Origin of the sequence: Micromonospora avicenniae (assembly GCF_900156065.1) — a bacterium.
Classification (GTDB): Bacteria; Actinomycetota; Actinomycetes; order Mycobacteriales; family Micromonosporaceae; genus Micromonospora; species Micromonospora avicenniae.
The window spans coordinates 285,237-308,369 of the sequence record NZ_FTNF01000006.1; the positions used below are offsets into that span (position 1 = coordinate 285,237).

20 protein-coding genes and 2 pseudogenes are annotated in these 23,133 nt (G+C 71.5%); 16 read left to right on the forward strand and 6 right to left on the reverse strand.

Annotated features, from left to right (window positions below; translation table 11 throughout):
* Nucleotides 1-575: 575 nt before the first annotated feature.
* The 3 genes from BXA10_RS12840 (at nt 576) to BXA10_RS12850 (ending at nt 2,956) form a co-directional block, all read left to right on the forward strand.
* Nucleotides 576-2,009, forward strand: coding sequence for a phage major capsid protein (locus BXA10_RS12840; RefSeq protein ID WP_084752663.1), 1,434 nt, complete (start codon nt 576-578; stop codon nt 2,007-2,009).
* A 193-nt stretch (nt 2,010-2,202) separates the two neighbouring features.
* On the forward strand, nt 2,203-2,682 hold the full coding sequence (locus BXA10_RS12845; RefSeq protein ID WP_139337972.1) for a hypothetical protein: 480 nt from the start codon (nt 2,203-2,205) through the stop codon (nt 2,680-2,682).
* A 1-nt stretch (nt 2,683) separates the two neighbouring features.
* Complete coding sequence (locus BXA10_RS12850; protein WP_076470535.1) at nt 2,684-2,956, forward strand: hypothetical protein; 273 nt, start codon at nt 2,684-2,686, stop codon at nt 2,954-2,956.
* 97 nt (nt 2,957-3,053) lie between these two features.
* Here BXA10_RS12850 and BXA10_RS12855 read toward each other — a convergent pair whose 3' ends face one another.
* Nucleotides 3,054-3,263 (reverse strand): hypothetical protein, encoded by a 210-nt coding sequence (locus tag BXA10_RS12855; RefSeq protein ID WP_076470592.1) that lies wholly within the window; start codon nt 3,261-3,263, stop codon nt 3,054-3,056.
* A 160-nt stretch (nt 3,264-3,423) separates the two neighbouring features.
* On the opposite strand from BXA10_RS12855, the gene BXA10_RS12860 reads away from it, so the two are divergent.
* Complete coding sequence (locus BXA10_RS12860) at nt 3,424-3,675, forward strand: hypothetical protein (RefSeq protein ID WP_139337973.1); 252 nt, start codon at nt 3,424-3,426, stop codon at nt 3,673-3,675.
* A 77-nt stretch (nt 3,676-3,752) separates the two neighbouring features.
* Here BXA10_RS12860 and BXA10_RS12865 read toward each other — a convergent pair.
* Both BXA10_RS12865 and BXA10_RS12870 read right to left on the reverse strand, forming a co-directional pair.
* Nucleotides 3,753-4,592: pseudogene (locus BXA10_RS12865) on the reverse strand (YifB family Mg chelatase-like AAA ATPase); the annotation flags it as partial.
* A gap of 36 nt (nt 4,593-4,628) precedes the next feature.
* The gene (locus BXA10_RS12870; RefSeq protein ID WP_076470537.1) at nt 4,629-4,988 is read right to left on the reverse strand and encodes a YraN family protein; all 360 of its coding nucleotides are present in this window, start codon (nt 4,986-4,988) and stop codon (nt 4,629-4,631) included.
* Nucleotides 4,989-6,201: 1,213 nt separating this feature from the next.
* Here BXA10_RS12870 and BXA10_RS32715 point away from each other — a divergent pair.
* The 5 genes and pseudogenes from BXA10_RS32715 to frr form a co-directional block, all read left to right on the forward strand.
* Nucleotides 6,202-6,750 (forward strand): annotated as a pseudogene (locus BXA10_RS32715) (hypothetical protein); the annotation flags it as partial.
* A gap of 245 nt (nt 6,751-6,995) precedes the next feature.
* Nucleotides 6,996-7,829, forward strand: coding sequence for a 30S ribosomal protein S2 (rpsB, locus tag BXA10_RS12880; protein WP_076470539.1), 834 nt, complete (start codon nt 6,996-6,998; stop codon nt 7,827-7,829).
* 135 nt (nt 7,830-7,964) lie between these two features.
* Entirely contained in the window at nt 7,965-8,792 is an 828-nt protein-coding gene (tsf, locus tag BXA10_RS12885; protein ID WP_076470540.1) for a translation elongation factor Ts, read from the forward strand.
* A gap of 160 nt (nt 8,793-8,952) precedes the next feature.
* A complete protein-coding gene (pyrH, locus tag BXA10_RS12890; RefSeq protein ID WP_076470541.1) occupies nt 8,953-9,720 on the forward strand; it encodes a UMP kinase in 768 nt (255 codons plus the stop codon).
* An 80-nt stretch (nt 9,721-9,800) separates the two neighbouring features.
* Complete coding sequence (gene frr / locus BXA10_RS12895) at nt 9,801-10,358, forward strand: ribosome recycling factor (RefSeq protein WP_076470542.1); 558 nt, start codon at nt 9,801-9,803, stop codon at nt 10,356-10,358.
* A gap of 74 nt (nt 10,359-10,432) precedes the next feature.
* On the opposite strand, the gene BXA10_RS12900 is transcribed toward frr, so the two are convergent.
* Nucleotides 10,433-10,870, reverse strand: coding sequence for a hypothetical protein (locus BXA10_RS12900; RefSeq protein WP_139337975.1), 438 nt, complete (start codon nt 10,868-10,870; stop codon nt 10,433-10,435).
* A 389-nt stretch (nt 10,871-11,259) separates the two neighbouring features.
* On the opposite strand from BXA10_RS12900, the gene BXA10_RS12905 reads away from it, so the two are divergent.
* The 3 genes from BXA10_RS12905 to BXA10_RS12915 all read left to right on the forward strand — a co-directional run bounded on the left by BXA10_RS12905 (nt 11,260) and on the right by BXA10_RS12915 (nt 15,386).
* A complete protein-coding gene (locus BXA10_RS12905; RefSeq protein WP_139337976.1) occupies nt 11,260-12,741 on the forward strand; it encodes a phosphatidate cytidylyltransferase in 1,482 nt (493 codons plus the stop codon).
* A 145-nt stretch (nt 12,742-12,886) separates the two neighbouring features.
* Complete coding sequence (gene rlmN / locus BXA10_RS12910) at nt 12,887-14,035, forward strand: dual-specificity RNA methyltransferase RlmN (protein WP_076470545.1); 1,149 nt, start codon at nt 12,887-12,889, stop codon at nt 14,033-14,035.
* Nucleotides 14,036-14,066: 31 nt separating this feature from the next.
* A complete protein-coding gene (locus BXA10_RS12915; RefSeq protein ID WP_076470546.1) occupies nt 14,067-15,386 on the forward strand; it encodes a DivIVA domain-containing protein in 1,320 nt (439 codons plus the stop codon).
* A gap of 114 nt (nt 15,387-15,500) precedes the next feature.
* Here the strand turns inward: BXA10_RS12915 and BXA10_RS12920 are convergent, their stop codons facing one another.
* Nucleotides 15,501-15,725 (reverse strand): DUF2631 domain-containing protein, encoded by a 225-nt coding sequence (locus BXA10_RS12920; protein ID WP_076470547.1) that lies wholly within the window; start codon nt 15,723-15,725, stop codon nt 15,501-15,503.
* A gap of 290 nt (nt 15,726-16,015) precedes the next feature.
* On the opposite strand from BXA10_RS12920, the gene BXA10_RS12925 reads away from it, so the two are divergent.
* Both BXA10_RS12925 and BXA10_RS12930 read left to right on the forward strand, forming a co-directional pair.
* Nucleotides 16,016-17,587 (forward strand): Rieske 2Fe-2S domain-containing protein, encoded by a 1,572-nt coding sequence (locus BXA10_RS12925; RefSeq protein WP_076470548.1) that lies wholly within the window; start codon nt 16,016-16,018, stop codon nt 17,585-17,587.
* A 143-nt stretch (nt 17,588-17,730) separates the two neighbouring features.
* On the forward strand, nt 17,731-18,351 hold the full coding sequence (locus tag BXA10_RS12930) for a TMEM175 family protein (RefSeq protein ID WP_139337982.1): 621 nt from the start codon (nt 17,731-17,733) through the stop codon (nt 18,349-18,351).
* A 176-nt stretch (nt 18,352-18,527) separates the two neighbouring features.
* Here the strand turns inward: BXA10_RS12930 and BXA10_RS12935 are convergent, their stop codons facing one another.
* Complete coding sequence (locus BXA10_RS12935; RefSeq protein ID WP_076470550.1) at nt 18,528-20,123, reverse strand: phytoene desaturase family protein; 1,596 nt, start codon at nt 20,121-20,123, stop codon at nt 18,528-18,530.
* 175 nt (nt 20,124-20,298) lie between these two features.
* Between BXA10_RS12935 and BXA10_RS12940 the strand changes: the two genes are divergently transcribed.
* Both BXA10_RS12940 and BXA10_RS12945 read left to right on the forward strand, forming a co-directional pair.
* Nucleotides 20,299-22,476, forward strand: a complete 2,178-nt coding sequence (locus BXA10_RS12940) for an MMPL family transporter (RefSeq protein WP_076470551.1) — start codon at nt 20,299-20,301, stop codon at nt 22,474-22,476.
* Nucleotides 22,477-22,640: 164 nt separating this feature from the next.
* Entirely contained in the window at nt 22,641-23,132 is a 492-nt protein-coding gene (locus BXA10_RS12945) for a YcxB family protein (RefSeq protein WP_076470552.1), read from the forward strand.
* Nucleotide 23,133: the final 1 nt, after the last annotated feature.

Here is a 23,133-nt window from a genome sequence, read left to right on the forward strand (position 1 = left end):
GAGGGTGTGCCACCTCTGCGGGCACCCGGGGGCGACGCAGGCCGACCACCTCGATCCGCTGGCGAACCGTCCGAACCAGGTGCCGGACCCGACTCGAATGCGGCCGGCGCACGGGAACCGAAACCAGGTCGGGCCCGGCGGGGAGCTGTTCGACGCGAGGTGTCAGACCTGCGGCCAGGCGTGCAACCAGGATCGGGGGGCGAAGCGGCTGGCCGATGCATTGGCCGCCCCCGAGGCTGAGGGCTTCGAGGACTACAGCGACCGAATCTGACACCGAGCCTCGTTAAACCGCGTGATTTCCTGGGCTCAAGCGCGAGGCGGTATTGGCGCGAGGGGGGCCTGCATTCTTCCCCTTGACGGCTCTAAAGCTCGGCTCCAAGGCCCCCAGCCCATGGGGGCTGCCGAAGCTGCCACCGCCAAGCGCGAGCGGGAGGAGTGGCGGCCCCGGGTTCCTGGGGCCCCAACTCCCGCTACCGGCCCGGCACCCGGCATTCGCCCCGGCCCGCCACCCGGACCCCCAGTCGATTCGCATTGCGACTTCGGGCCAAAACCGGGTCGCGGGAGGTGGTAAATCAATGGACCGCAACAAGCTTGTCGCCCGCAATAAGACGATCACCGACGAGGCGCGCGAGATCCTCGACGCGGTGACCAAGGAGAACCCGCTCACCGACGAGCAGCGGGCCGAGCTGGACAGGCTCGACACCGAGCTGCGGGCGAACGAGGCGGCCCTCGAAGTGCTGAACGAGCGCGAGGAGCAGGATGCTCGACTGGCTCGGGTTAACGCGTCCCGGGCGCAGTACGGCACCCAGCGGACCGGCCACCCGGGCGACATCTCGTCCTCGTTCGGCGGGTCGACCCGCGACCAGGCCAAGCGGACGCTCGACACGCTGCACCGTTCGGGCCAGCTGCCGGACCACGCGGCTGAGAAGGCGACCGACCTGGTGACCAAGCAGGGCACCGCCCGCGACCAGGACGTGGCCGCCCGCTGGGTCGTCGTCGCTGGCAATGAGGCGTACCGCTCGGCGTTCGGCAAGATGCTGGCCGACCCGCAGAAGGGTCACATGCTCTGGACTCCGCAGGAGCAGGAAGCGTACCGACAGGCTGAGCAGCTCCGGGTCGAGATGCGGGCGAACATGGCGGAGGCGACCGGCGGGGCCGGTGGCTACATGGTCCCGGTCGTGCTCGACCCGGCGATCATGCTCAGCTCGTCCGGCTCGATCAACCCGCTGCGGCGGATCTCCCGGGTCGTCCAGACGGTCGGTAGCCAGTGGTCGGGCATCACCTCGACCGGCATCTCGGCCGAGTGGCTCGGTGCCGACAACACCGCTCGGGCGATGTCGGAGCAGCCGCCGGTCGTCGCGAACCCGAACATCCCGGTGTTCCTGGGCGACGCCTTCGTGCCGTATTCGTACGAGATCGGTATGGACATCCGGGACTTCCAGGCCGAGATCACGAAGCTGACGCTCGACGCGGCCGACCAGCTCATGAACACCGCCTACACGACCGGCACCGGGGTCGGTCAGCCGAAGGGCCTGATCACCGCGCTGGTGGCCGCCGGTGGCTCGTCGGTCGTCGCCTCGGGGACGGCGGACACCTTCAAGGCAAGCGATGTCTACGCGCTGCAGAACGCCCAGGCCCCCCGGTTCAGCGCGCGGTCGGAGTGGGTGGCCGCCCTGCCGACCATCAACACGATGGCGCAGATGGAGACGACCGCCGGGGCGCGGTTGTTCCCGGAGCTGGGCAGTGGTCGGCTGCTGAACCGCAGCATCCACGAGCTGTCGAACATGGACGGGGCGGTCAACGCGACCCAGGAGAACTACATCCTGGCCTACGGCGACTTCTCCAACTTCGTCATCGTGGACCGAATCGGAACCACGATCGAGTTGATTCCGAACCTGATGGACCCGGCGACCGGTCGCCCGAGCGGTAAGCGGGGGCTGGTGCTCTACTTCCGCACCGGCTCGGACGTCGTGGTGCCGAACGCGTTCCGGCTGCTCAACGTCACCTGATCGGATCGCCCGGCTCCTTGGTCGGGGTACCCGGGCGGTTCACGAGGCCCGGCAGGGGTTCGCTCCTGCCGGGCCTCGGCTTATATCGGGGCCGCATGAACACGCCCGGGGTGATCGATGATCTTGTGGGCCGACCGTCCCACATGGTGGGATTTTCCCTAGAGGCAATCACCCACACCCCAGGGAGAATGAAATGGCCAAGCGGACTAAGCCCGGCACCCCCCGCCCCTGCGCCTGCCAGTCGTTCGCCGTGCTGGACGGCGAGACGGTCACCGAGACGACCGGCTGCACCAAGGTCGTCCCGCGACGGTTCGCCCAGGGCCACGACGCGAAGTTGAAGAGCCTGCTCATCCGCGCCGGGGTCGCCGGTTACCGGGTCCGCTGGACCGAGGACGACCAGACCCGCGAGGGCGACCCGCTGGCCGCCTCCCGGCTGTTCGGGTTCGGCCACCAGGTGGAGTCCGGCATCCGAGGCCGACTGGACAAGCTCGCCCGGCGGGCCGAGAAGAAGGCGGCCAAGGCGCAGCCTCGGGTGGTCGCCATCAAGGTCGGCCGTCACGTTTACGCCGGGGCGACGATCGACCCGGCCACCGGGGCGGCCAGCTACACCACCCGCAGCGGCGAAGCGAAGACCGCAGCCGCCGGGAAGTTCACCATTCAGGAGGAGAACTGAAATGAACACGATCGACCCGCAGGAGATCCGGCACGCGCTCGGGGTGGCAGCCGACTGGGCCGAGGAGGGCCTCGCCCCCGTGACCGAGGCTGAAATCGCAGTGCTGGCGATGTCCGTGCTGGCCGCCCGGAACCCCGAGCTTTACGCGGCGGCCAGCACCGACGACGAAATGGACGACGTCGAACAGGAAATCGCGGCTGCGGTGTGGGACGCGCTCGGGGTGCAGCCCGACCTGTCGTGGTACTTCGAGGGGGCGGCCGAGGGCTCCGACTGATTCACGGGAGCCAGGACGAGGGCCCGGGGGCGGACATCCGCCCCCGGGCCCTCCCGTGTCTCCGTGGGCCTCCGGGATGCCCGGACGGGCCCATCCGTCAGCCCTGCTCGTCCCCATCCGTCGGGCGGGGTGGGCGGTGGTGCCGGGCCCACTCGTCAACCTCGTCTGCATCCCAGACGTTCATGCCGATCAGACGGGCGAGCGGTTCGGGGAAGCCGGGCCGGCGGGTGATTTGGAGGACCCGTTGCCGCGACACGTTGAACAGGGCCGCCAATTCGCCCGGTCCGTACAAGCGCGGTCGCCTCACACCCCCGAACGTATGCACGACACGCCGTTTACAGTTGTCACTTACAGATTGACAAGGGGGTAACGGCGGGTGTCCGATGGATCACAGGCCCCCCGCCTGCTGGAGGCTCGGCCCGGCGGGCGGGGGTGCCACCCGACCCGACCGAGCCCAGGAGGCAATGATGGACCCTGAAACCGAGCTGGCCTGGCTGCGCGAACGAGTGAAGGGCCTCGAATCGTCGCTGCTGCTGGCCCGCCGCGAGCTGTTCGATGCCCGAAGTCGGCTGGCGATCGTCGCCCGAGTCGTCGAGGACCTCGACCGGGTGAAACGAGCCCCGGGGGTGGCCTTCGGAGCCGTCCGGGCGGCCATCCACAACCGGACCGAGAACCTGCGGCCCCCGAACCGGGGGAGGGTCTACGGCCGACCCCGGTAGCCCGCCCGCCCGCCTGAGCCCCGGCCCCCGTCGCCGGGGCTCAAGGGTGCCCGGGGGCCCGGCACCCACCACCGGCGCACTGCCGGAACGGTCGCGGTGTGGTGCGGCGCCTGGAACGGTGGACGGCGCAGCAGCCGACCCCCGGGCGGGAGCAGCCCGGCGATGGAGTGCAGCGCCGTGACCTCCAACGCGGCGTCGTCGTCCAGCTCGGGCAGGATCGACGGAAGGCGCTCGGCGAGCATGGTCTTGCCGGCGCCGGGCGGCCCGAGCAACGCCAGGTGGTGCCCTCCGGCGGCGGCCACCTCGAGGGCTCGTCTGCCCAGCTGCTGCCCCGCCACGTCGGCCAGATCGGGCCCGTCGCCGACCGGCGGCTGGTCGGCGACGGGCGGCTCGATCAACGGGGACCCGTCACGTACGAAGGAGACCAGCCGGTGCAGCGTGTCGACGGCGCGTACCCGCACTCCGGGGATGACGGCCGCCTCGGCCGCGTTCCCCACCGGAACGATCACCCGCTCGATCCCGGCCCGGGCCGCGGCGGCGACCATCGGCAGCACCCCGCGTACCGGTCGGACGGTCCCGTCCAGGCCCAGCTCGCCGAGGATCACCACCCGCTCCAGGGGGAGCAGCGGAAGCTCACCCGACCCGCCGAGCAGCGCCGCCGCGATCGCCAGGTCGAACGCCGAGCCGAACTTCGGCAGGGTGGCCGGTAGCAGGTTCAACGTGATGCGTCGGTTGGGCCAGCGCTGACCCGAGTTGACCACGGCCGCCCGTACCCGGTCCCGGGCCTCGTGCAGGGCGGTGTCCGGTAGCCCGGAGATCACCACCGCCGGCAGTCCGGCGGCCAGGTCGGCCTCCACCTCCACGAGATGACCGGCCATCCCGACCAGCCCCACGCAGAGCACCTTCGCGTAACTCACCGGCCAGCACCCGTGCGTACGGCACGACCGTCCATCTCAGAACGCGCCCTTCAGGTGCTCGACGTGGGCCGGGCCTGCGTCGGCGAGCCGTACCGAGAGCACGTCGAAGCGGATCTCGTCGGCCGTCGTGCCGGTCTGCGCCAGCCAGCGGGCGGCGAGGCCACGCAGCCGACGGGCCTTGGCCGGTACGACCGCCTCCGCCGGGCTGCCGAACGCGCCGCCCCGCCGGGTCTTCACCTCGCAGAAGGCGAGCACCGGGCCGTCCCAGGCAATGATGTCGATCTCCCCGGCCGGGCAGCGCCAGTTTCGGGTGACCGGGCGTAGTCCCGCTCCGATCAGGTGCCGGAGGGCGCACCGCTCGCCGTACGCGCCGACCGCCTGGTTCCGCGTCGTCATGGGCCGGGACGATGCCGCCTCTGGACCGGGTCGGGCGACCCCGCGTGGGCCTGGCTGTGGACGACCGTGCCGTTGTGGACAGCCAGACGATCGAGCGGTCCCCGTGCTATGGCGTGTGTCGAAGTCTCTGGCCGGCCTGCGGCGCGCCCAGACGACGACCGGCGGCGTCGGCGCTTCGTCCGGATACGACACCGGTATCCGGACGAACGTCGGTCGAGCCGTTGCCACCGACGGTGAGCGGTATGTACCGGCGAGCGCCCGCCGGCAAATCGTCGGGCCGGGGTGGGCTGACGGCGCTCGAACCGGGTCGCATACGGTGCCGGACGTGGACGGACGACGGAGCTTTCCCGACGATCAGGAACTGCGCTGGTACGCCGACGAGCGCGACCGCGGCTACGAGCCGGAGTGGCCCGGCCCGGACGAGCGCCACCGGGACGAGGAGGTCCGCGTACCGGAGCAGCGCGGTGCCGCCGAGGAGCCCCGGTACGGCGACGGCGCCGCGTACCGCGAGCCGGCCCGCTTCGGTGCGGACGCCGAGCCCGCCCGGTTCGGGGCGACGGACCCGGGGTTCGGCGTCACCGAGCGGGAACCGCGGCGACGTGGCGCTGTCGAGCCGGAGCGGTTCAGCGCCGCGGGCGAACCGGTGCGGCTGCCGGTGGGTTCGCGGGGGGACGACGATCCGGCACGTTTCGGTGCGGCGACGCGCGCGGACGACCAGTCGGCCCGGTTCCCCGTCAACTCGCGCCTGCACGACGAGCCGGGTCGGGCCGTGCGGTCGGAGGACGAGGTGGTGCCGTTCGGCACGATGGGTGCGAGCGGTGACGAACGGGTGGATTCCGTCGGCCGCCGGGCGGACCGTGCCGCGCGGGCCGATACGGACACCGACGTCTCTGGTGAGCTGCCCGGGCGTCGGGCGGCGCGGGAGGCCGCCGGCGTGGAGGTTTCTGGTGAGCTGCCCGGGCGTCGGGCGGCGCGGGAGGCCGCCGGCGTGGAGGTTTCTGGTGAGCTGCCCGGGCGTCGGGCGGCGCGGGAGGCCGCCGGCGTGGAGGTTTCTGGTGAGCTGCCCGGGCGTCGGGCGGCGCGGGAGGCCGCCGGCGTGGAGGTTTCTGGTGAGCTGCCCGGGCGTCGGGCGGCGCGGGAGGCCGCCGGCGTGGAGGTCTCCGGTGAGCTGATCGGGCGTCGGGCGGCCCGCGAGAGCGTGGGCTCGGACGTGGCGCGGGAGGGGGTGACCGCCGGCCCGGCCGAGGCCGCCGACCCGGTGCAGCCGTCGCCAATGGGGGGCTATCCGATCGTGGATCCCAACCGGGCGGAATCACCCAGCAGCACCCGCACCGCTGCCGCGGAGCCGCCGCACCCGCTGGACGTGCCGACGGGCGTGATGCCGCCGGTCGCGCCGCGGACCGACTCTCCGACGTACCCGTCGGGTGGCCTGCCGGACGCTGCGCGCCCGACCGGCGACGGGGTCTACCGGACGCGCCGTCCGGTTCTGGCCATCTTCTTCGCGCTGCTGGTCGTGGTCTTCGAGGCCCCGGCGTTGCGGTTGCTCGCTAACGGGGTGACCGGAGACCCGGTCTCCGCCGGGAACGTGGTGGCAGGGACCTTCCTGGTGGCAGGCCTGCCGATCTTCGCGATCGGGTTGTATGGGCTCCGTACCGGTGGATTGTCCCTGGCCGAGGGGAGTCGGGGCTGGCTGCGACCGCCGACGGCCTACCTGACCGTGGCCCTGGTGCTCTTCGTCGCGGCCGCGCTCGCGGCCGGCTGATCACGCGCGCCGGAGCCGCGCGCTCCGGCGCGCACCCGCGGGCTGTGGAGCGGGCAGGGGGCGTACACTGGTCGACTGGCGACCGCCTCGCGCGGTCGACCTCGCGTGCCCTCTCCACGGTTCGTCGTGGGGCGACGGCCTCCCTGGTCCCGATCTTGGTCGGGCCCACCATGGCCGCCGACCGGGTGCCAGGACGCCCGGCCGCCGGCCGGGCGGGACAACCAGGGAACACAAGGAGTACCCACATGGCCGTCGTGACCATGCGTCAGCTGCTCGAGAGCGGTGTCCACTTCGGGCACCAGACCCGGCGCTGGAACCCGAAGATGAAGCGCTTCATCTTCACCGAGCGCAACGGCATCTACATCATCGACCTGCGCCAGACCCTCGACTACATCGAGAAGGCGTACGACTTCGTGCGCGGCACCGTCGCCGAGGGCGGCAGCATCCTCTTCGTCGGCACCAAGAAGCAGGCCCAGGAGGCGATCTCCGAGCAGGCGACCCGGGTCGGCCAGCCGTACGTGAACCACCGCTGGCTCGGTGGCATGCTGACCAACTTCCAGACCGTGTACAAGCGGCTGCAGCGGATGAAGGAGCTGGAGGCTCTCGGTGACCTGAGCGGCACCGCCGCCGGTTACACCAAGAAGGAGACCCTGCAGCTCTCCCGCGAGAAGGAGAAGCTGACCCGCACCCTGGGTGGTCTGCGGGACATGCAGAAGCTCCCGGCCGCGATCTGGGTGGTCGACACCAAGAAGGAGCACATCGCCGTCGACGAGGCCCGCAAGCTGGGCATCCCGGTGATCGCGGTGCTCGACACCAACTGCGACCCGGACGAGGTCGACTTCCCGATCCCGGGCAACGACGACGCGATCCGCTCGGCCGAGCTGCTGACCAAGGTCGTCGCCGCCGCCGTCGCGGACGGCCTGATCGCCCGCTCCGGCCGGCGCCGTGGCACCGACGAGAAGCCCGAGCCGGGTGTCGCCTCCGACGAGCCGCTGGCCGAGTGGGAGCGCGAGCTGCTCGAGGAGCCGAAGAAGGCCGACGAGCAGGAGCAGCCGGCGGCGGCCACCGCCGCCGAGTGACCGTACGTCGCTGCCTCGCCGTCGGTTCCGTGCCGACGGCGGGCAGCGGCAGCCCGGGCGGGCACATTCGGCCCGGATCCGGGTAATCGGCCCCTCCGACCATCCACACGTCGTCTCAACATCGAAGAGAGAGCCATGTCCCAATTCACCGCCGCGGACGTCAAGAAGCTCCGCGACCTCACCGGCGCCGGCATGATGGACAGCAAGAAGGCGCTGACCGAGGCCGAGGGCGACTTCGACAAGGCCGTCGAGATCCTGCGCGTCAAGGGCGCCAAGGACGTCGGCAAGCGGGCCGGTCGCACGGCCGCCAACGGTCTGATCGCGCACTCCGGCCAGGCGCTGCTCGAGCTCAACTGCGAGACCGACTTCGTGGCCAAGACCGAATCGTTCATCACGCTGGCCCAGCAGCTGGTCGAGCACGGTGTCCGGGCCGGTGTCAGCAACGCCGAGGAGCTGCTCGCCAGCGAGCTGGACGGTAAGACCGTCGCCGACCTGATCCAGGAGCAGTCGGCCAAGATCGGCGAGAAGCTGGTCCTCAACCGGTTCGCCAAGCTCGACGGCACCACCGCCGTCTACCTGCACCGCAAGGCGCAGGACCTGCCCCCGGCGGTCGGCGTTCTGGTGCAGTACGCCGGCAAGACCGACGAGGCCGGCGACGCCGACGCGCGTGGCGTGGCCATGCAGATCGCCGCGATGCGGCCGCAGTACCTGACCCGTGACGAGGTGCCGGCCGAGGTCGTCGAGTCCGAGCGGCGCATCGCCGAGCAGACCGCCCGCGAGGAGAACAAGCCCGAGGCGGCCCTGCCGAAGATCGTGGAGGGCCGGGTGAACTCCTTCTTCAAGGACTTCGTCCTGCTGGAGCAGTCGTCGGTCACCGACAACAAGAAGTCGGTGAAGCAGGTGCTGGCCGAGGCCGGCATCGAGGTCACCCGCTTCGTGCGGTTCGAGGTCGGCCAGGCCTGAGCCGCCACCGGGCGCCTCGGCGCCCGTGGGTAGGGAACGTCGACGAGGAGGTCGCCGGTGTACGTGACAGGCACCGCGGCCTCCTCGTCCCATAGGGTCGGCAACGGCAGTTTCGCGGTACGCGGCGCACGGCGCGCCGGTGTGGGAGAGGGCGGGTCGGATGACGCAGGTTGTGAATGACCGGACGCTGGCGGTGGAAGACCCCACCGCCCCGCCGCCCGGCCGGGCTCGTCGGGTGGTGCTCAAGCTCTCCGGCGAGGTCTTCGGTGGTGGCGCGATCGGTGTCGACCCGGACGTCGTCCAGGCCATCGCGCGGCAGATCGCCACGGTGGTCCGTCGCGGCGTACAGGTCTCGGTGGTGGTAGGTGGCGGCAACTTCTTCCGCGGCGCCGAGCTGCAGAAGCGCGGCATGGACCGGGCGCGCGCCGACTACATGGGCATGCTCGGCACCGTGATGAACTGCCTCGCTCTCCAGGACTTCCTGGAGAAGGAGGGGATCGAGACCCGGGTGCAGAGCGCCATCACGATGGCCCAGGTCGCCGAGCCGTACATCCCGCTGCGCGCCATCCGGCACCTGGAGAAGGGGCGGGTGGTCATCTTCGGCGCCGGCGCCGGCATGCCGTACTTCTCCACCGACACGGTCGCCGCGCAGCGTGCGCTGGAGATCCACGCCGACGTGGTCCTGATGAGCAAGAACGGCGTCGACGGCGTCTACACCGCCGACCCGCGGATCGACTCCACCGCCAGCAAGTTCGACTCGATCACCTTCTCCGAGGTACTGCGCCGCAACCTTCGCGTGGCGGACGCGGCGGCGTTCAGCCTCTGCATGGAGAACGGCCTGCCGATGCTGGTATTCGGCGCGCAGGGGGAGGACACCATCGTGCGCGCCGTCGGTGGCGACAAGATCGGCACCTTGATCACCGCCTGAGCGGTCGCCCCGGCGACGACAGCGGTCCTCCGACACACAGCAGAGCCCACCACGAGCAACAGAAGGAGGCGAGGAGACCGGTGATCGACGACACCCTCCTCGAGGCCGAGGAGAAGATGGAGCGTGCGATCGAGCACGCGAAGGAGGAGTTCGGCGCGATCCGGACCGGTCGGGCCAATCCGGCCATGTTCTCCAAGGTGATCATCGACTACTACGGCACGCCCACGCCGCTGACCCAGATGGCGTCCGTCGCGATCCCCGAGCCGCGCATGGCCATCATCAAGCCGTACGACAACTCGCAGATCAATGCCATGGAGAAGGCGATCCGCGACTCGGACCTCGGTGTGAACCCGAACAACGAGGGCAACCAGCTGCGCATCGTGCTCCCGCAGATGACCGAGGAGCGCCGCCGCGACATGATCAAGGTGGCCCGGCACAAGGGTGAGGAAGCCAAGGTGGCGATCCGCAACGTGCGCCGCCGCGGCAAGGAGGAGCTGGACCGGATCGTCAAGGACGGCGAGGCCGGCGAGGACGAGGGCCGCCGCGCCGAGAAGGAGCTGGACGACCTCACCCAGCGCTTCGTGGCAACCGTCGACGAACTGGTCAAGCACAAGGAAACCGAGCTGCTCGAGGTGTGATCGCTGCGCCCGTCGGGCACCGCAGGTGATCCGAGGCCCGTTCCCGACGTCGGGAACGGGCCTCGTCGTGTACGTCAGCAGGGGATCCGGACGGTCCTGGTGGTCTCGGTCAACTGCTCGCTGGTGTACGCGTCGCGCAGGGCGAACCGGACGGTGGCCCGACCGGGGCGCAGCACCGGATCGAGCCGGGTGAAGCCCATCGAGAGAGTCGCCGTGCCACCGTCGCACCGAACCTCGCCGGCACCACGCCCCGAGGTGGCCCAGAGCGTCGGCAGGCCGTCCTGCACCAGGGAAGCCGACAGTAGGTAGTCGCCGTCGGGGCAGTTTCGGGCGATGCCGGTGACGGCGGTCGCCGGGTACGTCTCTTCGTGGAACGGCGGCTGGAACAGGTACAACTCGCTGGCGCGGTGCTCGATGCTGATCCTGGGCTGTGTCGTGCCCGCGGTGGCGGGCGAACCGGCTGCCAGCACGGTGGCGGCCGCTGTGAGCACCGCCAGACCGACCTTGTACACGTGCGCTCCCTTCCCCGTGGAGACGCGCCGGCTGGAGCCGGCGCAGCGCCAGCGGACCATGCGACCGTGTGTGGCGTCAGTACCTGATCGGGCACCGCAGGAGTCGGATCGGCGGCTGCGGTGGCGGCTCGCCGATGGGCCGGCAGGCCTATCCCGCCCTTCCGTGGCGGCCGCCGGCCCGGCGGCGGCGCCTTGTCGGCGCGCGCCTCGTCCGCCGTGCCCGGGCGGCCGGTGCAGTAGGCTCGGCACGATTCCCGGCCACCCGACGGTGAACGCCGGGGATCGACCGCCCTTCGGGTCGGTCAATCCGGAGGAACAGTCGTACGTGTGTAGGGGATGCTTGTGGTCTTGCGTCATGTGGTGGTCCTCGTGCCGCGTCGCGGTGCGTGATGTCCCACCTCGACCCCTACGGCGGCGCTGAACCCCGAGGCTGGGACCGGCCGGAACGGCCGGCGGCCCTCCCGTGGCCTGATCCGGAGGTCGATCCGGGGCGGTGGGCGCGAAACCCCGGCCCCGGTTCGGAGCTGCACGCCGAGCCGCGGACCCGGTCCCGGCCGCACGCCGACCCGTACGACGACCGTGGCACGCCGTATCCGCCGGACCCGTACGACGACGGGCGGCACCCGGGCCCGTCGCGCCCCCACCGAGGTGGACCGCAGCGCAACGGCGAGCGGGACCCGTACCAGGGTCGGCCCGACCCGTACGGCGATGGCGACCCGTACCGGCCCGACCCGCACCGCGAGCGGTACGGCGACGACCCGCACCCGGACCGGTACGACGAGCGTGGCCGCGACCCGTACCGGGAGCGGTACGACGACCCGCGCCGCACCGACGAGCGCGGGTATCCCGACGAACCGGCTGGACGGTACGACGTCGCGCCCACGGGCGGCCACGTCCGGTACGACGACGACTCCGGCTTCCCGACCGCGCAACTCGAGCCGGTCCGGGCGGAGATCGCGGCCGACCCGGATCCCGAGCCGGAACCGCCCCGGGGCCGGCGTGGGCCGGGCAGGCGACGGGCCAGCGCGGAGCGTCCCGCCACCCAGCAGACGCCCGGCCGGGCCGGACGGAACCTGCCGGCCGCCATCGGCGTCGGTCTCGGGCTCGGCGCCGTCATCCTGCTGACGCTCTTCCTCTACCAGCCCTCGTTCCTGGCGGTGATCGTCGCCGCCGTGTGCGTCGGCGTCTGGGAACTGGCCCGGGCGGTACGGCGTAGCGGCGCGAACCCGCCGCTGGTGCCGCTGATCGCCGGCGGCGCGCTCACCGTGGGGCTGGCCTGGTTCGCCGGTCCGGACGCGCTCAGCCTGGGCCTGCTGGTCACCGTGCTCGGCGCGATGATCTGGCGGCTGGGCGACGGGCCCCGTGGCTACCAGCGTGATCTGACCGCAGCCACCCTGGTCGCGGTCTACGTGCCGTTCCTCGGCGGGTTCGCGGCACTGCTCGCGGCGGCACCCGACGACGGTCCGTGGCGGATCCTGGCCACCCTGATCGCGGTGGTGCTCTCCGACACCGGCGGGTACGCCGCGGGCGTCTTCCTCGGTAAGCATCCGATGGCCCCGTCGGTGAGCCCGAAGAAGTCCTGGGAGGGCTTCGGTGGGTCGCTGACGGCCGCAGCGCTCGGCAGCGCGCTGCTCATCTGGCAGGTGTTCGACGTGGCCCCGTGGTGGGGCGCGCTCTTCGGTGTCGCCGTCTCCTGCGCCGCGGTCCTCGGTGATCTCGCCGAGTCGATGATCAAGCGGGATCTCGGAGTGAAGGACATGAGCAACCTCCTGCCCGGGCACGGCGGGCTGATGGACCGGCTCGACTCGATCCTCTTCGCGGTGCCGGTCGCGTATCTGCTGCTGGCTGTCCTGGTGCCGGTGGCCGGGTGAGTTCGCGGGGCGTCGGCGGGGTGCGTCGCCGGGACGACGGCGGGGTGTGTCGCCGCGCCGTCGGTGCCCTGACCAGAGGGGCGGGGTCGGTTCGGCACCTCCGGACAGGTGCGTACGCCGTTCGGCGTGACAGACTGGACCAGCCATGACGAGCCTGCCCCTGATCCCCGCCGCGCCCGACAAGTCCGCGCGTCGCGCCGCCATGCCCCAGCAGCACCTCGCCGACCTCGACCTGGCGGGCCGCCAGGCGCTCGTCGCCGAGCTGGGCGAGCCGGCGTTCCGCGCGAAGCAGATCTCCAACCACTACTTCGGCCGGCTGGTCCGTGACCCGCAGCTGATGACCGACCTGCCCGCCGCCACCCGGGAACGGCTGGCCGACCGGCTGATGCCCCGGCTGCTCACCTCGGTTCGGGAGCTGACCTGCGACGACGGCGCGACCCGTAAGGCGTTGTGGCGGTTGCACGACGGCTCGCTCGTGGAGAGCGTGCTGATGGGCTACCAGGACCGGGTGACCGTCTGCATCTCCAGCCAGGCCGGCTGTGGCATGGCCTGCCCGTTCTGTGCCACCGGCCAGGCGGGGCTGACTCGCAACCTCTCCACGGCGGAGATCGTCGACCAGGCCGTCTACCTCGCCGGCGTGGCCGCCTCCGGGGCCGTGGCCGGGTCCCCGGCCCGCCTCTCGCACGTGGTCTTCATGGGCATGGGCGAGCCGCTGGCCAACTACTCCCGGGTGGTCGCGGCGATCCGCCGGCTGGTTGCCCCGGCCCCGGAAGGGCTCGGCCTGTCCCAGCGGCACATCACCGTCTCCACCGTCGGTCTGGTGCCGGCGATCCGCCGACTGGCCAGCGAAGACCTCTCTGTGACCCTTGCGCTGTCGTTGCACGCCCCCGATGATGATCTGCGCGACGAACTGGTGCCGGTCAACCAGCGCTGGAAGGTAGCCGAGGTGCTGGACGCAGCGTGGGACTACGCCGCCCGGACGGGACGCCGCGTGTCGATCGAGTACGCAATGATCAAGGACGTGAACGACCAGCCGTGGCGTGCCGACCTGCTCGGGCGGCTGCTGGCCGGCAAGTTGGCCCATGTGAATCTCATCCCGCTCAACCCGACGCCGGGCAGTCGCTGGGACGCGAGCCCGAAGCCGGTCGAGCGTGAGTTCGTTCGTCGCCTGCGCGCCGCCGGGGTGTCCACCACGGTGCGGGACACCCGAGGGCGCGAGATCGACGGCGCGTGTGGGCAGCTCGCCGCCGCGGAGGACAGCGACATCGACCGCGCCGCAGCGGCATCGGCGTGACCAGGCGGGGCGAAGGAAACCAGGAGACATAGTGGCGAGTCAGGGTCAGCGTTTCCGGCGTAAGGCGGTCCGCCGGGGATACAAGGTCGACGAGGTGGACGCCTTCCTCGACCGGGTGGAGGCGACGCTCGCCGGCCAGCCGGTGGGCGCGCCCGTGGCCTCCCAGGAGGTCCACGACGTCGTCTTCCGGGTCCGCTTCAATGGCTACGACGAGTGGCAGGTCGACCTGCACCTCGACCGGGTCGAGCGCCAGCTGGCCGAGTTGGAGGAGCGCGGCGGCGTACCGGGGCGCGGCGGGGACTCCGGCATGGGCGACCGGCTTGGTCAGCCTGACCGGCTCGGCCCGCCGGATCGGATGGGTCCGCCGGATCGGATGGGTCCGCCGGATCGGATGGGTCCGCCGGATCGGATGGGCCCGCCGGATCGGATGGGTCCGCCGGATCGGATGGGTCCGCCGGACCGGATGGGTCCGCCGGATCGGATGGGCCCGCCGGACCGGATGGGCCCGCCGGACCGGATGGGCCCGCCCGACCGACTCGGTCCCCCGGATCGGATGGGTCCGCCGATGCGCGACGAGCGGGGTATGCCTCCGGTCCCGCAGCCGCCACTGCCACCTCGGCCGATGCCCGCGCAGGCCGGCCCGCCCACCGATCGATACGGCCGCTACGACGAGCCGACCGGCGCCTTCTCCGGCGGGTACGACGGCCCACGCGGCGGCTACGACGGCCCGCGCCCACCGGCCGGTCCCGGCCCCGGCATGCCGATGGGCCCTGGCGGCCCGGGCGGGGCGCCCCTTCCACAGCGCGGCCTGCCCTCTGCTCCGAGCGGGTACGGCCCGGAGGAGCCACGCTTCGACGGCTTCGAGGCCGGCCGACGCGCCCGCCCCGACATGACCGCCGAGATCCGGATGCCCGAGCGGGACCCGCGCGAGATGATGCCCGAGCGGGATCCCCGTGATATGCGTCGTGGCCCGGCCGGCCCGCCGCCGATGCCCCAGCAGGGCTTCGGTGGGGCACCGATGGGTGGCCCGCCGGCCGTGCCCGGTCCGCCCCCCATGGCCGGCCCCCCGGTCGGTGGTCCGCCGATGGCCGGTCCGCCCGGGAGTGACCTCTACCGGGTCGACCAGATCCGGCGCAGTTTCCAGGTGCGCCGCTTCGGCAGCGGGTACGACCCGGACCAGGTCGACCGGTTCTTCGAGAGCCTGCTCGGCGGGATGGCCGGCCGCAATCCGATGCCGGTGAACCCGAAGGACCTGGACACTCTGCGCTTCGGCCTCGTGCCCGGCGGCTACTTCGAGGCGGAGGTCGACGCCGCGCTCAAGGACGTGCAGGACATCCTCTTCGGCCGCTGACGCCGAGCTGCAGGTGGCTCGGACGGCCACGCCGCGCACGACGAGGGCCCGCCCTACCCGATCGGGAAGGGCGGGCCCTCGCGCGTGGTCACACCGGGTGGACCCGCCGCCGGATCAGGACCGCAGGCCGGCACGACGCAACGCGGCGTCGCCGATGACGATGACCAGAAGCAGTGCGGCCAGGCCGATCAGCCAGATGTCCTCGACCTTGCCTTCGTGGTTGCCGCAGAACGCCATGATCACCAACACCGCCGCCGACAGCACCGCCCCGATCCGTGCGGACTTGCGGTGTCCGGGCTTGTGCTGATCTGGCGCGGTTACCGGCTCGCTTCCTGCCACTGTCGGTCCTTCCCTCGCGATCGGATCTCCGGTTAGTCTGGCACGCCCCGTACCGGCCTCGGCGCAGGGTCCGACCTGAACGGGGGCACGCGTGACCCGTGCGGGCGATCGGACGCCACCCAGGGCTGTGTACGAGGCGGGGAAGCCGACGACCGGCGGCCGGCCGAGAGCGACCGGAGCGTCCAGCCGGCGGGCGGGACGGCACTACCGGCGTCGCGGACCGGGGGCCGCAGTCACTCCGGTAGCGTTTGGCGTACACCTTGATACGTCTTTTTGAGGGGGAAACTGCGGTGCGAGTGACCGGTACCGGGCACGCCAGCATGCGGATCGACACGGCCGCGGGCAGCATCCTGTGCGACCCGTGGGTCAATCCGGCCTACTTCGCCTCCTGGTTCCCGTTCCCCGACAACTCGCAGCTCGACTGGGAGACCCTCGGCCAGGTCGACTACCTGTACGTCTCCCACCTGCATCGGGACCACTTCGACGCCAAGCACCTGCGTGACTTCGTCTCGAAGGACGCGACGGTGCTGCTGCCCGAGTTCCCCACCTCGGAGATGGAGGACGAGTTCCGGGCGCTGGGCTTCACCAAGTTCATCAAGGCGCCGAACGAGCAGGTCGTCGAGCTGCCCGGCGGCCTGAAGATCATGATCCAGGCGTTGACCAGCCCGACCGACGGTCCGATCGGTGACTCCTCCCTCTGGGTCGAGTACGACGGGGTGCGGCTGCTCAACCAGAACGACGCCCGCCCCACCGACCTGAGCGTCTTCGCGAAGCTGGGTCACGTGCACGCGCACCTGCTCCAGTTCAGCGGCGCGATCTGGTACCCGATGGTCTACGAGCTGCCCCAGGCGGCCAAGACCGCGTTCGGCAAGCAGAAGCGGGACCGGCAGTTCGACCGCACCTGGCGCTACATCGACGATCTGAAGGCCGACCACGTCTTCCCGATCGCCGGCCCGCCGTGCTTCCTCGACGACGAGCTGTGGCAGTTCAACGACATCTTCGGTGACGAGGGGAACATCTTCCCCGACCAGTCGGTGTTTCTGTCCGAGTACGCCAAGGTCGGCGGCACCAACGGCATCGTGCTGCTGCCGGGCAGCGTCGCCGAGGTCACCACCGAGGGCGCGACCACGACCCACCCGGTGCCGGTCGAGGAGTTCTTCGCGAACAAGGTCGCCCACTTGGAGGAGATGCGGGAGCGCAAGCGTCCGATCATCGAGGCGGAGAAGGCGTCCTGGCGGCACCCCGAGGTCGACGTGCTCGGTGAGATGAAGCGTCGCATCGAGCCGTTGCTGGACGAGTCCATCTACCTGGCCAAGGGGGTCGGCGGTCCGGTCCGCTTCGACCTGGTCGGCTACGACGGCGAGAGCGTCGAATCCATCGTGGTGGACTTCCCGGGCAAGGAGGTCCGGCCGTACGCGGACGAGAAGGTCCGCTACCGGTTCCGTACCGAGCGGGCGCTGATCGAGCACCTGCTGTTCATCGACGAGGTGGACTGGGTCAACTCGCTCTTCCTGTCCTGCCGGTTCTCGGCGGCCCGGATCGGCCAGTACAACGAGTTCGTCTACGCGTTCTTCAAGTGCCTCTCCGAGGAGCGGCTGCAGTACGCCGAGGGCTGGTACGACGAGCACGAGCGGGCCGTCGACGCGGAGGACATCACCCTCGGCGACTGGGTCGTGCAGCGACGCTGCCCACACCTGAAGGCCGACCTGAGCCGGTTCGGCATCGTCGAGGGGGACCAGCTCACCTGCCAGCTGCACGGCTGGCGGTTCGACCTGGCCAGCGGCCGTTGCCTGACCAGCGTCGGCCACAAGATCCGGGCGCACCGCGCCGACGCCGCCCCGACCCCCGAAGCCGCCAGCTGATTCCGCTCCCGCCCCGCCCCGCCGGCACCGATCATGGAGCTGTGGTGCGCCCGTAGTGGGTCCCACGATTCCATGACCGGCGGGAGCGGGGCGTGACCGAGGGGGACGACGAGTCGCGGTACCGGTACGGACGGGACCGTGAGATGGCCCGGGACGCTTCCCGGGTGGAGGCGTTCAGCGACGCGGTCATCGCGATCGTGCTGACGCTGATGGCTGTCGACCTGCTCCAGCTCGGCCCGGCCCGCACCGACGGGTCGGGCCTGGTCGGCGCGCTCCGGCACGAGTGGCCGGCCTACCTCGCGTACGTGATCACCTTCGCGATCGTCGGTCAGGTCTGGCTCACCCACCACAACATGTGGCGGTACGTGGTCCGGGTGGACCAGGTGCTGCTCGTGTTCAACCTGTCGCTGCTGCTCTTCGTGGCGGCCATCCCGTTCGCCGCCGACCTGCTCGCGGACCACCTGCGCGGGAGCCCCGCCGACCAGCGGCTCAGCGCCGGGCTCTACGTCGGCGCGGTCCTCGGTGAGGCCCTCTTCTTCAACCTGAGCTGGTGGTGGGCCCGCCGCCGGGGATTGCTGCACACCGACCTGGATCCCCGGCTCGCCCGGGCGGTGGCGCGCCGGTTCCTGCTCGGGCCGCTGCTCTACGTGGTCGCGTTCGCCTTCGTCTTCGTCAACCCGATCCTGAGCCTCAGCCTCTATTTCCTGCTGGTCGGTCTCTACCTGATCCGCGGCCCCGGCGACCTGCCCTCCTACGCCCGCTGACCACCCCGACCGGCCCTGCCACGTCGGAAACCCCTGGCGTCGACCGGCCGCCCGGCGTCGGGGTCCCCGGCGTTGATCATGAAGCTAATTGTCGCGGCACGCCGTGACGGAGAGCAACAACTTCATGATCACGCGGGTGCGCGGCGGGTGGGCGCGGGTGGGCGGGTGGGTGGTGGTTAGGGGGTGAGGTCCTGCAGGATGCGGCGGGCGGCGTTGTGGCCGGCTGCGCCGATCACGCTGCCGGCCGGGTGGCAGCCGGCGCTGCCCGCGTAGACGCCGTCGACCCCTGTCGCGTAGGGCATCCGGTCGGTGAACGAGACAGTGTTGTCCACGTGGTGGATGTGACCACCGGTGATGCCGAAGTGCTCCTCGATGCCGGGCGGAGGCAGCGGCACGGCGTCCGCGATCAGGTCGCCGGTGCCGGGCGCGTACCGCTCGCAGATCTCCACCAGGCGGTCGACGTAGCCGGGCAGCGCCGCCTCCCACGTCGTGCCCGCCAGTTCGTACGGCACCGACTGGACGAAGAGCGCCGACGAGTGGTGCCCGCCGGCATCGGAGAGCGACGGGTCGACGGTCGTGTGCAGGTACCACTCGATGGTCGGCTCCGCCGGTAGCCGCCCCGCCCGTACGTCGTCCCACATGGCGCGCAGCGCCGCCATCGGCGGCTCGCCGCCCCCGCCGACCAGTGAGGCCGAGCCGGGCAGCAGGTGGATCGTCGAGCCGAACGGGCTGGGCGCGTCCGCAGGCAGGCAGGAGAAGCGCGGCAGCCCGGTCAACGCCAGGTTCAGCTTGAGGGTGCTCCCGGTGCGCCGGACCGCCGCCATCCGCTCGCCGAGCGACGCCGGGAGCGCGCCGTCGGGGAGCAGGTCCATCAGCCGGTACGGGTCGCAGGCGCCGAGCACGACCCGGGCCGCCACCTCCCGGCCGTCGGCGAGGACGACTCCGCTGGCGGCGCCGCCGTCGAGTGTGATCGCGTGGACCGGCGTGTCGGTCAGGATCCGCGCCCCGGCGGCCCGGGCCGCGTCGGCGAAGGTACGCGAGACGGTGCCCATGCCGCCCTCGGCGATCATCCAGGTGCCGCCGGACCCCGGGAGTCTGCACATGTTGTGCACCAGGAAGTTGTGCCCGGTGCCGGGATCGTCCGGGCCGGCGTTCAGCCCGGAGAGGCCGTCGGTGACCGCGTACATGCTGACCAGCAGCTCGGAGCGGAAGTCGAAGCGGGCGAGGTAGTCGGCGACCGAGCCGCGTACGAGGTCGACGAAGACCTGCCGCAGGGCGGGACGGACGTACCGCTCGGCGGTCTCCTCGACCGGTAGCGGCTCGGCGAGCCACGCCGGCGCCAGGTCCTCCCGGAGCGCGGCGAGTTCCGCCTGAAGGGCGTCGTCGGCGGCCACGTCGGCCGCGGAGAAGTGCTCGGTGAGCTGGGCGCGGGTGGCCGCGGTGTCGCTGCCGAAGAGCAGGTACGGCGAGCCGAGGCCGCCCGGGGTGGGCAGGAAGTAGTGCGGGTCGCGACGCAACACCGGGATGTGCACGTCGAGCGTGGCGAGCAGTTCCGGCGGCATCAGCCCGAGCAGGTACGAGCCGGTCGAGTGGCGCAGTCCGGGCACCTTCGGGAACGGGTTCTCCGTCCGGGCGGCCCCGCCGATGACGTCCGACGCCTCCAGGACCAGCACGTCCAGCCCGGCGCGGGCCAGCAGCACGGCGGACACGAGACCGTTGTGGCCGGCGCCGACGATCACCACGTCGGCCCGCCCGGGAAGCTCACTCCTCATGCCCCCGCACCCTAGCCCCCACCCCCGCTCCCCACCCGCTCTCCCGCCCCCTTCCGGGGTCGTGATCATGAAGTTATCGCCTACTGGGAGCGCTTTCCTGAGCGATAACTCCACGATCGACGGGGCGGAGGGGGAGTGCGGGACGATGCTGGGGTGGTCTGGAGGGAGGCGCGGGGTGTTCGGGTGGTGGGGACGGGCAGTGGTACGGGGGCGCTGGGTGGTGCTCGCCGCGGCGGTGCTGCTGGCGGCAGTGGGCGCGACCTGGGGCACCGCGGTCTTCGGGCAGCTCACCGGCGGGGGATTCGAGGACCCGGCGAGCGAATCCAGCCGAGCGTACGAGCGGATCGTCGACGAACTGGGGCCACAGGGCGCCGACGTGATCGTTCTCTGGTCCAGCGACACCACCACGGCCGACCAGCCGGCGTTCCATGACCCGGTCACCGCGACAGTGGCCCGGCTACGCGAGCGGCCGGAGGTCAGCCGGGTCACCACCTGGTACGACACCGGCGCGCCCGCGCTGCTGGCCGCCGACCGGCGGGCCACGTACGCGCTCGTTCAGCTCCGGGCGGACGACGAGGACGGCAAGTCGGCCGCGTACCGGGGGCTGCGTGCGGCGCTGGAGACTCCCGGGGTGCGTACGCAGACCGGCGGGAACGTGCCGTTCCTGGAGGAGGCGAACACCCGCACGACCGAGGACATCACCCGCGCCGAGCTGCTGTCCATGCCGATCCTGCTGGTCCTGCTGGTGCTGATCTTCGGCGGGCTGGTCGCCGCGACCACACCGTTGCTGATCGGCGGGCTGGCGATCCTCGGCGGCTTCATCGCGGTCCGGGTGGTCAACCTCTTCACCGAGGTGTCGATCTTCGCGATCAACGTGATCACGCTGATCGGCCTCGGGATGGCGGTCGACTACGCGCTCTTCATGGTGAGCCGGTTCCGCGAGGAACTGGCCGCCGGGCACTCGACGTCCGAGGCGGTGCGGCGGACCATGGCCACCGCCGGCCGTACCGTGCTCGTCTCCGGTCTCACCATCGCGCTCGCCATGGCCAGCCTGCTGATCTTTCCGCAGTCGTTCCTGCGGTCCATGGGCCTCGGTGGGATGGCCGCGGTGCTGGTCGCCATGCTGGCGGCGCTGACCGTGCTGCCGGCCCTGCTGGCGGTGCTCGGCCCACGGATCGACGCGGTGCGCGTACCGCCGAGGTGGCGGCGGCGGACGGCGGGTGAGCGGCCGGCGGCGGACGCGGTGACCGGCGCCTGGGCCCGGATCGCGCGCAGCGTGATGCGCCGTCCGGTGCGCTACCTGGTCGGGGTCGCGGTTCTGCTGGTACTGCTGGCCACGCCGTTCCTCCGGATCACGTTCGGCGGCTTCGACGAACGGGTGCTGCCGGCGGGCGCCGAGCCTCGGGTGGTCTCCGAGCGGATAGCCGCGGAGTTTCCCGGCGGCACGGTGGCCCCGGTCGAGGTGCTCGTCTCCGGCGTGCCCACCGACGCGGTCCGCCCGTACGCCGACCGCGTCGCCCGGGTGCCCGGCGTGACCGGGGTGAGCATCGCGGCCAGCCGGGGCGAGTCCACGTTGCTCACCGTCACCTACCCCGGCGAGCCGACGGGCGACGCCGGCCAGGACCTGGTGCGGGCGCTGCGCGACCTGCCCGCCCCGGCGGGGGCGGAGACGCTGGTCGGCGGTCGACCCGCCGCGGACCGCGACCTGCTGGACAGTCTCGGCGCCCGGTTGCCGTGGATGGCGCTGATGATGGCCGGCGCGACGTTGCTGCTGCTCTTCCTCGCATTCGGCTCGGTGGTGCTGCCGGTCAAGGCGGTGCTGATGAACCTGCTCTCGATCGGCGCGTCGTTCGGCGTCGTGGTCTGGATCTTCCAGGACGGTCACCTCGCCGACCTGCTCGGGTTCACGCCGACCGGCTTCATCGAACCGAGCAACCCGATCCTCATGCTGGCCGTGCTCTTCGGGCTCGCCACCGACTACGAGGTGTTCCTGCTCTCCCGGGTGCGCGAGGAGTGGGATCGCACCGGCGACAACACGGCCTCGGTGGCCGCGGGACTCCAGCGAACCGGACGCATCATCACCGCTGCCGCGCTTCTGCTGATCGTCGTGGTGGCCGGCTTCGCGAGCGGCAGCATGGCGTACATCAAGCTGATCGGGGTCGGCATGATCGTGGCGATCGTGGTCGACGCGACGCTGGTCCGGGCGCTGCTGGTGCCGGCCACCATGCGGCTGCTCGGCCGGTGGAACTGGTGGGCCCCGGGCCCGCTGGGCCGGGTCTACCGCCGTTACGGCCTGCGGGAATCCGACGCTCCGGCAGGCGAGGAGAGCCGCCGCTCCGCGTTCACCGGATAGCGGCCCTTGTCGATGAGGTCAGCGGGCGCTTCTCCGGCCCGTCGACCCGGCGCTCCGGTGCGGGACCGGCCGAGGTCATCGCGCGGCGGTGGTCGCTCACGAATTCATGCACGAGCCAGCAGGACGGTGGCGAGGACGAAGACGCCGTATCGTCGGCCGCTGTGATGATCAGCTTCGAGACGCAGCCGGACCGACGTCTGCTGGCGGAGGCGCTGCGCCGCACGATGCGCTGGGCCCTTCGCCTCTTCACGGCCTGCGGCTTCATCCTGCTCCTGCCGGCCGCGGTCACCCTGTTCCTCGGCGACGAGCCGGTGGTGGCAGTGGGGTGGCTGGTGGGAGCGATCATCATCTGGGCGCTGCCGTCCTTGCTGGTGCGCAGCGGGGTCCGGGCGAGCTGGAAGTTGTACGGCATACCGATCGCCTGGCAGTTCTCCGCCGAGGGCGTGCGGATGGATTCGGCACTGATGGTGAGCCTGATCCGCTGGGAGGCGCTGGAGTCGGTCGAGCCGATCCCCGGCCAACTGCTGCTGAAGGTCAACCGGCAGCAGGTCATTCCGGTCCCGATCGCCGGGTTGACTCCGGCCGACCGCGACACCCTCGCCGGCCTCCTCAAAGGACGTGACCTCCTTCCGGCGGACGCCGCGATCACGGTCTGAC

What these genes read in the sequence shown, in the direction of transcription:
- rpsB (WP_076470539.1), top strand. Translation starts at nt 6,996, where the DNA reads ATGGCCGTCGTGACCATGCGTCAGCTGCTCGAGAGCGGTGTCCACTTC.
- BXA10_RS12930 (WP_139337982.1), top strand. Translation starts at nt 17,731, where the DNA reads ATGGCCCGGGACGCTTCCCGGGTGGAGGCGTTCAGCGACGCGGTCATC.
- BXA10_RS12840 (WP_084752663.1), top strand. Translation starts at nt 576, where the DNA reads ATGGACCGCAACAAGCTTGTCGCCCGCAATAAGACGATCACCGACGAG.
- rlmN (WP_076470545.1), top strand. Translation starts at nt 12,887, where the DNA reads ATGACGAGCCTGCCCCTGATCCCCGCCGCGCCCGACAAGTCCGCGCGT.
- BXA10_RS12870 (WP_076470537.1), bottom strand. Translation starts at nt 4,988, where the DNA reads ATGACGACGCGGAACCAGGCGGTCGGCGCGTACGGCGAGCGGTGCGCC.
- pyrH (WP_076470541.1), top strand. Translation starts at nt 8,953, where the DNA reads ATGACGCAGGTTGTGAATGACCGGACGCTGGCGGTGGAAGACCCCACC.
- BXA10_RS12905 (WP_139337976.1), top strand. Translation starts at nt 11,260, where the DNA reads ATGTCCCACCTCGACCCCTACGGCGGCGCTGAACCCCGAGGCTGGGAC.
- BXA10_RS12845 (WP_139337972.1), top strand. Translation starts at nt 2,203, where the DNA reads ATGGCCAAGCGGACTAAGCCCGGCACCCCCCGCCCCTGCGCCTGCCAG.
- BXA10_RS12850 (WP_076470535.1), top strand. Translation starts at nt 2,684, where the DNA reads ATGAACACGATCGACCCGCAGGAGATCCGGCACGCGCTCGGGGTGGCA.
- BXA10_RS12945 (WP_076470552.1), top strand. Translation starts at nt 22,641, where the DNA reads ATGATCAGCTTCGAGACGCAGCCGGACCGACGTCTGCTGGCGGAGGCG.
- BXA10_RS12860 (WP_139337973.1), top strand. Translation starts at nt 3,424, where the DNA reads ATGGACCCTGAAACCGAGCTGGCCTGGCTGCGCGAACGAGTGAAGGGC.
- tsf (WP_076470540.1), top strand. Translation starts at nt 7,965, where the DNA reads ATGTCCCAATTCACCGCCGCGGACGTCAAGAAGCTCCGCGACCTCACC.
- BXA10_RS12935 (WP_076470550.1), bottom strand. Translation starts at nt 20,123, where the DNA reads ATGAGGAGTGAGCTTCCCGGGCGGGCCGACGTGGTGATCGTCGGCGCC.